This window comes from Microcoleus sp. PH2017_09_SFU_O_A (assembly GCF_020738625.1).
GTDB lineage: Bacteria > Cyanobacteriota > Cyanobacteriia > Cyanobacteriales > Microcoleaceae > Microcoleus.
Window position 1 is genome coordinate 22537 of record NZ_JAEQCF010000084.1, and the last position, 13122, is coordinate 35658.

Annotated in this window: 9 protein-coding genes; 5 read left to right on the forward strand and 4 right to left on the reverse strand. The window is 46.2% G+C overall.

Annotation, left to right across the window (positions count from 1 at the left end; genetic code table 11):
• Window positions 1-116: 116 nt before the first annotated feature.
• Window positions 117-473: a hypothetical protein gene (locus JGK16_RS26045; RefSeq protein ID WP_293179548.1), complete on the reverse strand. Its 357-nt coding sequence runs from the start codon at window positions 471-473 to the stop codon at window positions 117-119.
• Window positions 474-846: 373 nt separating this feature from the next.
• Here JGK16_RS26045 and JGK16_RS26050 point away from each other — a divergent pair, with 373 nt between their 5' ends.
• Genes JGK16_RS26050 through JGK16_RS26060 form a run of 3 tightly spaced genes read left to right on the forward strand, consistent with a single transcriptional unit; the run spans window position 847 to window position 6850 of the window.
• Window positions 847-5454 (forward strand): NACHT domain-containing protein, encoded by a 4608-nt coding sequence (locus JGK16_RS26050; protein WP_293193539.1) that lies wholly within the window; start codon window positions 847-849, stop codon window positions 5452-5454.
• 19 nt (window positions 5455-5473) lie between these two features.
• Window positions 5474-5695 (forward strand): hypothetical protein, encoded by a 222-nt coding sequence (locus JGK16_RS26055; protein WP_293193540.1) that lies wholly within the window; start codon window positions 5474-5476, stop codon window positions 5693-5695.
• A gap of 3 nt (window positions 5696-5698) precedes the next feature.
• A complete protein-coding gene (locus JGK16_RS26060) occupies window positions 5699-6850 on the forward strand; it encodes a Fic family protein (protein WP_293193541.1) in 1152 nt (383 codons plus the stop codon).
• A 233-nt stretch (window positions 6851-7083) separates the two neighbouring features.
• Here JGK16_RS26060 and JGK16_RS26065 read toward each other — a convergent pair whose 3' ends face one another.
• Both JGK16_RS26065 and JGK16_RS26070 read right to left on the reverse strand, forming a co-directional pair.
• On the reverse strand, window positions 7084-8841 hold the full coding sequence (locus JGK16_RS26065) for an ABC transporter ATP-binding protein (RefSeq protein WP_293193542.1): 1758 nt from the start codon (window positions 8839-8841) through the stop codon (window positions 7084-7086).
• An 80-nt stretch (window positions 8842-8921) separates the two neighbouring features.
• Entirely contained in the window at window positions 8922-9401 is a 480-nt protein-coding gene (locus tag JGK16_RS26070) for an FxLYD domain-containing protein (protein WP_293193543.1), read from the reverse strand.
• A 96-nt stretch (window positions 9402-9497) separates the two neighbouring features.
• Here JGK16_RS26070 and JGK16_RS26075 point away from each other — a divergent pair, with 96 nt between their 5' ends.
• Window positions 9498-10253: a Uma2 family endonuclease gene (locus JGK16_RS26075; RefSeq protein ID WP_293179527.1), complete on the forward strand. Its 756-nt coding sequence runs from the start codon at window positions 9498-9500 to the stop codon at window positions 10251-10253.
• Between the two features lie 57 nt (window positions 10254-10310).
• Here the strand turns inward: JGK16_RS26075 and JGK16_RS26080 are convergent, their stop codons facing one another.
• Window positions 10311-12014 (reverse strand): NAD(P)/FAD-dependent oxidoreductase, encoded by a 1704-nt coding sequence (locus JGK16_RS26080; protein WP_293193544.1) that lies wholly within the window; start codon window positions 12012-12014, stop codon window positions 10311-10313.
• A gap of 98 nt (window positions 12015-12112) precedes the next feature.
• On the opposite strand from JGK16_RS26080, the gene JGK16_RS26085 reads away from it, so the two are divergent.
• Window positions 12113-13027, forward strand: a complete 915-nt coding sequence (locus JGK16_RS26085; RefSeq protein WP_293193545.1) for a PPC domain-containing protein — start codon at window positions 12113-12115, stop codon at window positions 13025-13027.
• Window positions 13028-13122 lie beyond the last annotated feature (95 nt).

The window sequence follows — 13122 nt, forward strand, 5'->3', positions numbered from 1 at the left end:
GAGCGCTGAAGCGCAACTACATACCTTAAGACCGCGTGGGCGCTCTTTTAATTAGATATGAAAGAGCGCTGAAGCGCAACTACATACCTTAAGACCGCGCGGGCGGTCTTTTCTTTTTATGCGTCTAAGATTTGGCGAATCCGGCGCTCTAAAAGTTCGAGATCGAGGCCGCCTTCATCGCGACTGATGCGGCGCACGGTGACGTTAACATTGTTCAAATCTGCCAGCAAATCTTGGAGGATTTCTTGTTGCTGGCGGGCTTGAGTTATTTCGCGCGGTTCCTGCACTAAATCGCGAACAATTGTATCTTCGGCGCGCGAAGCAACGATCGGGTCTGCTTCGCCGTCTACGTGCACGAAAGTGCGCCGGCCCGGGCCCCGTTCTTCTTCAATTGGGATTACTGCTGTTACTCGATCGGATCGCACATATTTGCCAAATCCTAGGTGGACTAAGACGGAAGATTGTATTTTCATAGATAGCAAGTTTTATTTGTAAGTTATCTATATTTTAACTTTTTCACTATGAAACGACAACTAATATCAAAGCTTTTTTTACTACAATATATGTCGGTTTTTTCTCTGTTTTGAAGTTGTCAAATCGAGAAAAAAATGCTAAGTTAATTAACTGGATATAACTTGCCAACGGTTGGTCAGAAACCGGGTTTTTCACGAAGAGACGCGTTGCAGCCCACAGATTCGGTAAAAACCCGGTTTCTTTGGTTGAAGCGCGTAAATCCTGTTAACATAAAAATAGAGCAATGTGCGATCGCCCGCAGCGCATTTCAGGGACACAGCCTACCGATTCTAGATTTGAGCGTTACTCCCACGGAAAAACAGGAAAGCCTAAATGATCCCAATTAGTCTCGACTTAGTTATCAGCCTCCTGACAGCCATTCCCTTCGGCACCATCAAAGACAAGCTTCAGCGCAACGAAACAGTCATCAAATTATTAAAAAGATTTAACCTCGACCCCGATGCACCGCCAGCCGATTTTAGCGGAGTTTACGTTTATACTTTAGTAGAATACGGCGCTGGCAAACCCAAGCAGATTTTAGAACTGTTTCGCCAAAAAGAGATTGAATCAGCATTTCGTAAAGCCTTCGAGTCCGATAGCCCAGCAATTTTAATTCAAGCAGGCGATGACTTTCTCAATGAGTCTGCTTTGGGCCAAGAACTTCGAGATTTAGGCATTGACCCCAGACGGGAGTTTATGGCATTTGCGGCCGTGTTTATGGAAGTCGCAAAGCGGACGCGATCGATCGGCGATGTGATGGTGGGAAATGCGATCGCCTCTTTGCAAAAACGCCTATCTATGGTAATGGATCGCATCGAACGCCTTCCCACTCTCGAAGGAATTCGCACGGAGTTTGCGCGGTTGGAAGCCGAAGATTATCCCGCACTTCCCGCAGCCACATCAACGAATATTCAAAAGTCTCAAGCTTTTATTTTATCACAACAAGTGCGCGGTTGGTTTGAAACCTTAAATTATCAATTTGAAACCTATCAAATCTCGGAAGATAACTATTTTGAATGGATTATCAATGTTCCGGTGAGACGCAAAAAGTACGATCGCATTTTAGTACGCGGTATCGCCGGAGAAGCCGGACTCAGGGACATCTTAGCCTTGCGCGAGTCGGTGGAAAAGCAGCGCACCGATGAAGGCTGGTTAGTCACCGCCCGCCGCATCAGTCGCGCCGCGCGGGATGAGGTAGAAAAAGATGAAAATCGCGATCTAGCTTGCTATACCTTCGATGAATTGCTGGATCAAGATGCCGATTTTACCGCTTATCTGGATTGGCTAGAAACTGAAATTACCAGCCGAGGAATTGATACGAAATATGTGCCGCTAGCTTGTACGAAAGAAGAAATTGACCCCGATACTCACCGCAAAATAGGAGTGAGTCATTATGGCGATCGAGATGGGTGGATTGAAGGTTATATTGATTTGTGGTTGGATGACCCAGTAAAAGAACATATTTCAGTTTTAGGAGAATTTGGAACCGGGAAAACTTGGTTTGCGATGCACTATGCTTGGATGGCGCTGCAACGCTACAAAGAAGCTCAAAAGCGCGGCTTAGAACGTCCGCGTTTGCCGTTAGTAATTCCCCTGAGAGATTATGCTAAAGCTGTTAGTGTGGAGTCGCTATTTTCTGAGTTTTTCTTTCGGAAACACGAGATACCTTTGGCGGGTTATTCGGCTTTTGAACAACTAAATCGGATGGGTAAGTTTCTGTTGATTTTCGATGGTTTTGATGAAATGGCCGCTAAGTGCGATCGGCAAGAAACCATCAACAACTTCTGGGAACTAGCAAAAGCCGTCGTTCCGGGTGCGAAAGTTATCCTGACTTGCCGCACCGAACACTTTCCTGAAGGCAAGGAAGGACGGGCATTGTTCAATGCAGAACTGCAAGCTTCAACAACCATTTTAACAGGCGAAACTCCCCAATTTGAAGTCTTAGAATTAGAGAAATTTAACGACGCGCAAATTCGGCAAGCGCTGTCAGTTCAAACAGAAGCAACTACTGTCGAAAAAGTGATGGGAAACCCGCACTTATTAGATTTAGCGCGCCGCCCGGTGATGACTGAGTTAATTTTGGAAGCATTGCCCGATATTGAAGCAGGAAAACCAGTCGATATGTCGCGGATATATCTGTATGCGGTGCGACGGAAGATAGAGAGAGATATCAAAGCTGAACGCACTTTTACTTCTTTAGCAGATAAGCTTTACTTTTTGTGCGAACTGTCTTGGGAAATGCTGTCTACCGACCAAATGAGTCTGAATTATCGCGGTTTTCCCGATCGCATCCGAGGCCTGTTTGGTTCCATCGTCCAAGAGGAAAAAGACTTAGACCACTGGCACTACGACATGATGGGTCAAACAATGCTGATCCGCAATGCCGACGGCGATTATACTCCGGCGCACCGTTCGCTGTTAGAGTTTTTTGTCGCTTATAAATTTGCGGCGGAATTGGGAGTTTTAGCGGCAGATTTTACCGAATTAGTTGCGCCGGAACAGTCTTGTTTAGATCCTGATGTTGAGGCTCAATTATACACTTGGTCTAATTATTGTCGGCTTCAGGCGCAGAAGAGAAATCAGAACGAATTGATCGCGCCTTTCAAGGGATTTGTTGCTGAAGATTTAGGGCAACTTCGTCAGAGTTTCGGACAAGCGCCACTGACGAAAGCAGTGATTGATTTGTTGTTACCTATGTTGGAGGTTATTTCCCCCCCCTTGTTAAGGGGGGCCGGGGGGGATCGTGACGATGCCAATCACGAGAGAACCCCCGAATTCCTATTAGAGAGAGAGGATAGTGACGATGTTAGCCAGAAGAGATCCCCCCAACCCCCCTTAAGAAGGGGGGCTTTAGAGAAGTCGCCCCTACTAGAAATTATGGAAGAAACGCGGGGAAAAACTGAAAGCGAGGTGGGTTATGTGGGAGGGAATGCGGCGACGCTGTTGGTGAAAATCGATCGCACTGCGTTAGAAACAAAAGACCTTTCTCGTGCAGTTATTTTAGGTGCTGATTTTACAAATGCTAGCTTGCGCCGCGTCAACTTTGCTGAAGCGAATTTAGCTAATTCTGCTTTTACTAAAATCTTCAGCAGTATTCGGTCAGTAATGTTTAGTCCTGATGGCAAACTGTTAGCTACAGGTGATACTGATGGCATAGTTCGCTTGTGGGAAGCTAGCAGTTGCAGAGAAATATTGACCTGTAAAGGACATAGCAACGTAGTGGAGTCAGTTGCCTTCAGTTCTGATGGTAAGATACTTGCTAGCGGAAGTTATGACAAAACAATTAAGTTATGGGATGTCAAAACTGGTGAATGTTTAAAAGTTTTGCAGGGACATACCGAATCAGTAATGTCTGTCAGATTCAATCCTGATGGAAATATACTCGCCAGTGGGAGTTTTGATGGCACGGTAAGGTTATGGGATATTCGTACTAGCGAATGCTGCAAAATTTTGCAAGACCATACTAAAGTGGGATTTTCAGTGGCTTTCCATCCTGGTGGTGAGATACTTGCTACTGGGAGTGGTGACCAAACAATAAGGGTATGGAATATCAACAGTGGTGAATGTCTAAAAATATTTGAGGGACATACTAAAAATGTGTTTTCAGTTGTTTTCAATTCTACTGGTGAAATACTTGCTAGTGGCAGTGGCGACAAAACAGTGAAGCTGTGGAATATCGGTAGCGGTGAATGTCTCAAAACTTTGGAGGGACATTTCGATCAAATACGGTCGATCGCCTTTAGCCCAAATGGCGAAATACTTGCAAGTGGAAGTTACGATCGCACTGCAAAGCTGTGGGATATCCGCACTGGTGAATGCTTGAATACTTTGCAAGGACATAGCAATCAAGTAGGGTCAGTTGCCTTCCATCCTGGGGGTGACATACTTGCTAGCAGTAGTTACGACCAAACGCTGAATCTGTGGGATATCAACAGCGGTGAATGCTTGAATACACTGCAAGGGTATAGCAATCAAGTAATGTCGATCGCCTTCAGTCCCAACGGTGAAATGCTGGCCAGCGGCGATGACGAGAAAAAAGTCAGGCTGTGGGATGTCAACACTGGTGAGTGCCTCCAAATCTTGCAGGGGCATCTCGATCGGGTACACTTAGTTGCCTTCCATCCAAACGGTGAAATACTTGCCAGCGGTAGTTATGACGAAACATTGAGGCTGTGGAATATTCGCAGTGGTGAATGCCTTCATACTTTGCCAGAATTTGGCAATGAAGTACGGTCGATCACATTCAGTCCAAATGGTGAAATACTTGCGAGTGCAGGTTATAAACAAACGGTGAGGCTGTGGGATATCGTTACTGGCGAATGCCTCAAAACCTTGCAAGGGCATAACAATTTTGTATACTCGGTTGCTTTCAGTTTTTTGGGCGAGATATTTGCCAGTGCAGGTTTTGACGGAACGGTGAGGCTGTGGGATATCCATAGTGGTGAATGCCTCCAAATTTTGCAGGCGCATACGGGTTGGGCACGCGGAATCGCCTTTAGTCAGAACGGTGAAATACTTGCCAGTGGAAGTATCGATCGAACAGTAAGATTATGGGATGTCAAGAGTGGTGAATGCCTCCAAATTTTGCAGGGGCATACTGATTGGATACGTTCAGTTGCTTTTAGTTATTCTGGTAAAATAGTTGCTAGTGGAAGTGTAGATGGAACGGTAAGAATATGGGATATCCGTACAGGTGAATGTCTAAAAATTTTGCAAGGTCATACCAGTAGAATTAACTCAGTTGCCTTCAGTTCAAATGGAAAAATTATTGCTGCTTGCTGTCGGGATGGCACAATTATAATTTGGGATGCTGGGACGGGTGAGTGCCTCAAAATACTGAAAAGTGACAGACCTTATGAAAACATGAATATTACCGGAGTTACGGGTTTAACGGAAGCTGAAAAAGCCACGCTCAAAGCTTTAGGGGCTGTGGAAAATTAATCATCACCAAGGAGGAATTATGCAGTCAGCAATACGGATTACCACCAAAGTTCTTGCAGGAAATAAACTTGAAATTCAAGTGCCACCTGGATCTGTGGGTGAAGAGGTTGAAGTGTTTGTGATTATACCAGAAAAGCCGCAAGGCGGGCGGCGTAAGGTGTTGGAATTGCTGACAGAAATCCGCAGCCGTCATGTATCCAGAAGTGTTGCAGAAATTGACCAGGAACTTCAGAACTATTAGCCCATGAGTTTTATTCCCCGCTTCTCATACAGTCACAATCTGGTTACGCATTTGGGAGTCATCGAGGGTGCGCGTGCTGTCATTGAGGTGTTACCGCTGCCACCTGATACTACTCTACGCCTGCGCCACGATGCTCTGCAAAGAAGTACACGCAGCTCGACACAAATTGAGGGTAATCCCTTGGATGAAGCGGCGGTGCGACGGGCGATAGCAAGGAGTTCGCGCACAGGAAGTGATGCCGAACAGGAAGTCCGCAATTACTGGCGCGCCCTTGACCGCGTTGAAGAATTCGCAGAAGCCCAAACTCCCATTACAGAAGCATTTATCAAAGAACTACACCGAATAGTCATCGTGCGCGGTCGCGGGCGGCGGGGTAGCAAAAGCGAGTATCGCATTACAGAATGCCCCGTGGTGGATACAGTCACGCGGGCGATAGATTACGGGCCGCCTGAACCGGGGGACGTACCCGCCCTGATGCGGGAATTAGTCGGTTGGCTATCTTCAACAGCGGCAGCAGAATTGTCAGCCCCTATGCGTGCTGCTATCCTCACGCACCGCTTCCTCAGCATCCACCCATTTAACGACGGGAACGGTCGCACGGGGCGGCTGTTGGCTACTGCTGAACTGTGGCGTTCCGGCTACCGAATGCGCGGTTTTTTCTCGTTTGATGAGTATTTTAATGCCGATCGCGATCGCTATTACCGTTCTTTGCAAATGGGGCTGCCGGTGAACTTCTACGAAGGTCGCCACGACCCAGACCACACGCCCTGGCTGCTTTACTTCCTGGAAACGATGGCTCGTGCAGCGGATGAACTGCAACTCAAAGCCAAATCTCTCTATGAAGGCGCTGCTCCTGATGCACCACCCTGGGAAGAACTGTCGCGTCGCTCTCAACAGCTCCTCACCCGACTTTTGGCAAGGGTTTTGGATGGAGTGGAAAATCCTTTTGCGATCGACGTTTCAGATGTTGCATCCTGGTTTGGGGTTTCAGACAAGACGGCCCGCGAATGGCTGCAAGAGTGGACTGAAGGTAGTTTGATCCATCCGGTTTGGGCGGGTTCTGGGGCAAGAGTCCGCAGTTACGCGCTAGCTGAGGAGTGGATTGCTGCTTGCTTCAAAATAAGGGAATCTGTTTCGGAAAATAGCGGAAGTTAATTTAGGCATTGAGCCACTTATTTGAGGGGTGTTTTACGAATTTGCAAGGTTTTTAGCTGTTATGACTCTAAAAATAACGGAAGTAGGTTGGGAAAAATAACGCCTATTTAGCCGGTGGTCGGCGGTGCGATCGCACCCCCAAATTTACGCGCGAGTAGTCAGAAACCGGGTTTTTTCGATAATACTTCGTTGAGACCAGCAGATTCGGCCAAAAACCCGGTTTCTAAGGTAGCCTACTGACTAAATTGCTGGGCGTAATAACGAGCATATCGATCGCCCTTTTGCAATAATTCCTCATGCGTCCCAGATTCCATCACTCTACCTTTTTCGAGAACTAATATGCGATCGGCTTTCCGCACAGTCGCCAAACGGTGGGCGATAATAAACACAGTCCGATCGCGCATCAATCTTTCCAAGGCCTCCTGCACCAAAGCTTCCGACTCCGAATCTAGCGCCGATGTCGCTTCATCGAGGATCAGAATTCGCGGATTTAGCAAGACTGCACGGGCGATCGCAATTCTTTGTTTTTGTCCGCCCGATAAATTTACACCCCTTTCTCCTACCCAAGTTTGATAGCCGTCGGGAAACTCAGTAATGAATTGATGGGCGTTAGCAATTTCCGCAGCTTTCTGTACATCTTTCAGTTCATAATAAGATTGACCGAAAGCAATATTTTGAGCAATTGTACCCGAAAATAAAATAGTTTCTTGCGGTACAATTCCGATTTGTCGGCGCAGCGTATTTAATGTCACATCTTGAACATCAATCCCATCAATTAAAATTTGTCCGGCTTGCGGATCGTAAAATCTGGGTAACAAGTTTACTAACGTAGTTTTCCCCGCACCGGATGCGCCGACAAGCGCAATCGCTTCTCCGGGAAGTGCGAGTAAACTCATACTTTGTAAAATCGGAACCCCCCCTAGCCCCCCCTTATCAAGGGGGGGTTGAGGGGGGTAGGCAAAGTTAATGTTGCGGTATTCGACTTTTCCGGTAACGTGGGGAAGTTCGATCGCACCAGGCTTTTCGACGACTGTTGATTGAATGGCTAAAAGTTCAAAAATGCGATCGCTAGAAGCCTCTCCCTGCTTAAAATCGCCGTAATTTGCAGTGGTAATTGCGATCGGATCGATTAACAGCGCTACTCCGGCGATATAACTGATAAATTGCGTACCAGTGAGATTTCCTTGAGCAATTTGCCAACCACCGAGGAAAAACAGCAAAATCACGCTCATCGCTTCCAGAAAGCCAACTACGACGAACTGGAGTGCTTTTATGCGTTCTGACAAATACTTAGCGCGGCGGTTTTGTTCGGCTTCTTCTGCAAAGCGGGCAATTTCGTAGTCTTCCGCCACAAATGCTTTGATTAAACGAATGCCGCTGAATACTTCTGTTAGCAAAGCGGATAAATCAGAAATCCGATTTTGACTTTCTCGCGAGTAACTGAGCAGTTTCTCGCCAAACCAGCCAATTAATATAGCCATTAACGGTGCAATGATTAATGCACCCAAAGTTAATTGCCAGTTAAGATAAATCATATATCCCATGACTGCAATTAGCTGCAAAACACAAGGGATAAATTGATGAAAAAATTTATTTACGACTTCGCCAATGCGGTCAATATCTTCTGTGAGGCGGTAGGATAAATCTCCGGTTTTGGCAGTTTCAAAGTAGCCGAGATTGAGGTTTTGGAGGTGTGCATAAACTTTTTTGCGGATTTCTAAAGCAATAGTCAAAGCTGCTTTTGCCATCAGCGTATCTTGACCGTACTGGGCGATACCACGAATTAGAAATATGATGGCGCTGAGTGCAGCAATTTGAGCAAACCCTTTTAAATCTCCTTTACCTATAAATTTGGCGGTTTCACCAACCAGCCACGCGATTATTGGCCAAAATATGGTAAAGACTACGGTACAAGCTAATGCTTTACCGATGGTTTGTTTTTGGGGACGGAGGTAGGGTAAGATTTGCCAGTATGTCGATCGAGCTTTCAAGATATTTTGCCCTCGCAAGTTCTGTTTTTAGAGATATCTGAGCCAGAATATGATATCAGCGATCGGGCAAATCTTCGCAATCATTCTTGACCCTCAGCATGAGTAGCCCGTACTTTAGCCCCCGCCACAACTGCACCCCGAAAGGCGGCCGATTCTCCGGGTGCAAGACTAACGGGTTGAGTATCGATAAATCCGTTGTCTATTAAATTGCCTGACTCGTCCAAAACTTCATAGTTGACTTTGACATTTTTGATAATTTTGCAGCCTTGATTCAACACTTTTCCGCTGAAAAAGCTGCCGTCATAATTTGCCGTCGCAATTGACACTTTCGCCGCAATGTTAGCACCGGTAATGCAAGTTGGGGAACTTCCCGATGGCTGTTTTTCGCACAACTTGCCTAAGTCTACTATTTTGCCTTCGGTGGTTTTTAGGTAGCAAAATGGTTCATTAATTAGTGAGTTTTGAGCAAGGGTATTTGTAGAGTCTGCAATCAAAGGGCGAGCCGATATCGGCGAGATTAGCAAACTTGATAAAGCTACGGTTAAATCTAATATTTTCATATTTGTTTGGGATTTAATGAAATTAATTGTACCAGATAATTTCGCTAAAATTTACATTGTGCTATGATAAGACATCAAACTTTTGAAAATAAAGTCATGGTCGTTACTCAAGATAACCCCAAACAAAAAGCGATCGCCCTGACCGTAACTTGGGAGAAGTTGCCAGACGATTTCCAATTAGAAGAAAAACCAGTGGAGAATACAGGTCAACCGCTAATTGCTGGAGCACTGCGAGAAATCTTAGAACTGAGAGGATTAATCGGCCCACTAATGTTGATTGCCAGCAATTTTGGGATTTGCGCTACTGTCAACGGCGAGTTAGTTATCAAAGCACCAGATTGGGTTTACGTACCTTCGGTATTGCCCGCAGAGTCGAGAATTGACCGCAAAAGTTACACCCCAAACTTGGAAGGAGAAATCCCGACCATTGTGATGGAATTTTTGTCGGAAACAGACGGCGGGGAATATTCTACTAAACGTACTTTTCCTCCGGGAAAGTGGTTTTTTTACGAACAAATTCTGCAAGTCCCAACTTACATCATTTTTGACCCAGAAACTGGATTGCTGGAAGTATATCGCTTGCAAAATGGCAACTATGTACTAGAATTTCCCGATGAGGAAGGTCGTCACTGGATGGCAGATTTTGGTTTGTATTTAGGAACGTGGAGAGGGGAGAAAGAACAGCGTACAGGCTATTGGTTGCGCTGGTGGGATGAATCAGGAAATCTGCTGTTGTGGGGCGTAGAACAGTTAGCAGTAGAACGCCAGCGAGCCGATCGCGAACGGGAACGAGCCGATCGACTGGCTGAGTATTTGCGCGATCGGGGAATCAACCCGGACGAGATTATTTGATGAATTCTACGCGATATTTGTAGGGACACGGCAATGCCGTGTCCGCAATTACTCCTATTATTTAATACTCGGATTCCTATTCCCAAGATTCCGGGCTCCCGGAACTTTTCGGCTGGGACGACGATTGTTCAAACTGCTAGCAGTTCGAGCATTCACAGCATCAACAGGAGCTCTTAAACCCAAGTCTTGCAAAATTTCTACAGCCGCCCTTTGTCCAGTTTCGCAACCGCCTTCCATGTAACCTTGATTTTCTAGCGAAGTGTGTTCTCCGGCAAAATATAAATTGCCAAATCGTTCGCCTTCGACGCGGTGCATTTGCGTCCACTGTCCGACTAAATAGCAGGAATAAGAACCTTTAGAAAAGCGTTCTCCCGGCCAATAAACTCGCACTGCTTTTCCCGATCGCAAATTTCTCACTCCGGGAAAAACTCTTTCAAATTGTCCCAAGAATTTTTGTGCTTGGTCTTCAGGAGTTCCGCTACCGATCGACAAACCTTGCTTTCCTCCTGTAAAATTAGTGATCAAACCGTTAGCAGTGGGAGCAAAAGCCGTAGCTTCCCAGGTATTCTGGAATCCTAAATCGGTATAAACAGAAGCAGTCGATCGATAAGTTTCTCGCCAAATGCGACTGCGGTAGCCAGTAATCAGCTTAGAATTAGTACCGTAACCCAATTGCTCGATCGCCCTACGCTTCGGTTGCGGCAAAGGCACGTTAATTTTAACGTCTCGGAGAGTGCTAAACGGCAAAGTTAGCAAAACCCGTTCATAAATACGCTCAAAGGCGCTTTCACCCGATCGCAAATTCACCCGATAGCGGCCATCCGGCAAAAAAGTAATCGCTTCCAAAATTGTCCCCGTCTCGATCGAACCAGACAATCGATCGGCTAAACGGTTGACAATTTGACTGTTACCGCCGTCTATTTGATAACGCTGATCGCTGTCGCCGTACAATTCAAAACTGCCAGATTCAGAACCGATTAAAAACAGCAGATTTAACGCCGACTGTTCCTCGGGATCTCGACCGTATTCTATCGTGTAAGCAATGCGGAGCAACTGCCGGACAATCGTGCTAGTATCAGCTTGGTTTACATATTCAGCGATCGAAAGATTGTCCAATCTTTCCGCTGGTTCTGTAAAATCTTGATAGCTAATGTTATCTCCGATCGCACCCAAATCTGCACTAATTTTACTAGCAAGGGGCCCAAAATCAGAGATTAATTGCGCTAGAGAAAATCGTCGCCCTTCCAAGAAAAAAGTATCCTTTACCAATCCCCGCTGTACGTTAACTAAGTCGATCGCCCGCAAACCCAATTCCGTCGCCAGCGAGATCAAAGTAGTGTGGCCGCTATCAATAAATTCTCCTCCCAGCTCGGCCGAAATCGCTGTTCCAGCCACCCTAGGAGCCGTGCGAATCCGTCCCCCCACGCGGTTGCTTGCTTCGATAATATCGGCACGCACGCCCCCCTGACGCAAGCGATAGCCCGCCGTCAAACCAGCAATCCCCGCACCCACAACCAAAATGGGCGATCGACCGCGCGCTTGAGCAAAAGCCCCCTCTCCCTCCCGGGTAAAAGTCGCAGCAGCAACGGCTCCCGCCGCCGCTAAACCCCCATGCAGCAAGTGCCGCCGAGATATGGGAAAATTGGGAGTGCGATCGTCCAGCATCCCCAGTAATTCATCAGCCGGAATGCCTGTTTCCCTTGACTTTTGGGCAATACTCGCAGCGCGGCGCAGCATTGCCATCAGTGCAGATTTAGCCATAATTGAGACGCCCTCACAAAAAAAATGATGTAAACTGAATTCTCGATCGAATTTGATTATGCACTTTCCAGATTAAAGTACAGAGAGATTTTTTAATAATGCTAACCCTCAGAACACTGTTCGACAGCAAATTTTATCTCGAAAACAACCCAGATGTCGCCGTAGCAGTCGCCAGAGGCACAGTATCGACCCCCTTCGATCACTACCAAAAAATTGGCCAATTTGAAAATCGTGACCCTAATGCCCTGTTCGACGCCAGCTATTATTTAGACACCAATTCAGATGTCGCAGTGTCAGCCGAAAAAAACAAATTTTCCGGCGCCCAGCACTTTATTAAATTCGGTCAATTTGAACGGCGGAACCCCAACCCTTTCTTCGATGTGGGTTTTTATCTGACAAGCAACCCGGATGTGCAAACAGCAGTCCAAACCAATCAATTTAGCGCCTTTGAACACTACTTGAAAGTCGGTCAATTTGAAAACCGCAAAGCCAGCATTTTTTTCGATCCCAGCTTTTATCTAGAAAGATATCCGGTAATAGGATCAGCAGTCAGCAGTGGCGCAGTTAAAAGTGCGATCGACCATTACATTCAATTCGGTCAACAAGAAGGATTGTTGAGCGCTCTCCCCGTTCCCGCCGACGATTTGAGCGCAGCCCAAAACCTAGGTGTTCTCACAGACAGTCTAACTGACAACGATTTTTTGAGTGCTACCAAACCAGCCGATATTTACAGTTTCATCCTCAATACTCCCAGTCTTTTCAGTGCAACTGTTGATGGTTTGAGTGCAGATGTGGATGTAGAATTAATTCAGGATCTCAATGGTAACGGCGTAGTTGGATTAGACGATATTATTGCTTCATCTAACAATTTAGGTACGGCTTCAGAAAGAGTTGTAAGCAATGGGGCTTTGCCTGCGGGGACTTATTTTGTCCGCGTTTCTCAATTTCAAGGCGATACAGATTACAATCTGAGATTGCTATCTGCTCCCTCAGTAATACCGCCCCAAACTTAAAATCAAATTAACGTATTAGGTACGTAGTTGCGCTTTAGCGCTCTTTATAATATTAGGAAAGAGCGCCAAGATCGCAACTACGTACCTTTTGAGAT

Coding starts and splice junctions, on each gene's coding strand:
- JGK16_RS26080 (WP_293193544.1), bottom strand. CDS start 12,014: ATGGCTAAATCTGCACTGATGGCAATGCTGCGCCGCGCTGCGAGTATT.
- JGK16_RS26075 (WP_293179527.1), top strand. CDS start 9,498: ATGGTCGTTACTCAAGATAACCCCAAACAAAAAGCGATCGCCCTGACC.
- JGK16_RS26050 (WP_293193539.1), top strand. CDS start 847: ATGATCCCAATTAGTCTCGACTTAGTTATCAGCCTCCTGACAGCCATT.
- JGK16_RS26060 (WP_293193541.1), top strand. CDS start 5,699: ATGAGTTTTATTCCCCGCTTCTCATACAGTCACAATCTGGTTACGCAT.
- JGK16_RS26085 (WP_293193545.1), top strand. CDS start 12,113: ATGCTAACCCTCAGAACACTGTTCGACAGCAAATTTTATCTCGAAAAC.
- JGK16_RS26045 (WP_293179548.1), bottom strand. CDS start 473: ATGAAAATACAATCTTCCGTCTTAGTCCACCTAGGATTTGGCAAATAT.
- JGK16_RS26055 (WP_293193540.1), top strand. CDS start 5,474: ATGCAGTCAGCAATACGGATTACCACCAAAGTTCTTGCAGGAAATAAA.
- JGK16_RS26070 (WP_293193543.1), bottom strand. CDS start 9,401: ATGAAAATATTAGATTTAACCGTAGCTTTATCAAGTTTGCTAATCTCG.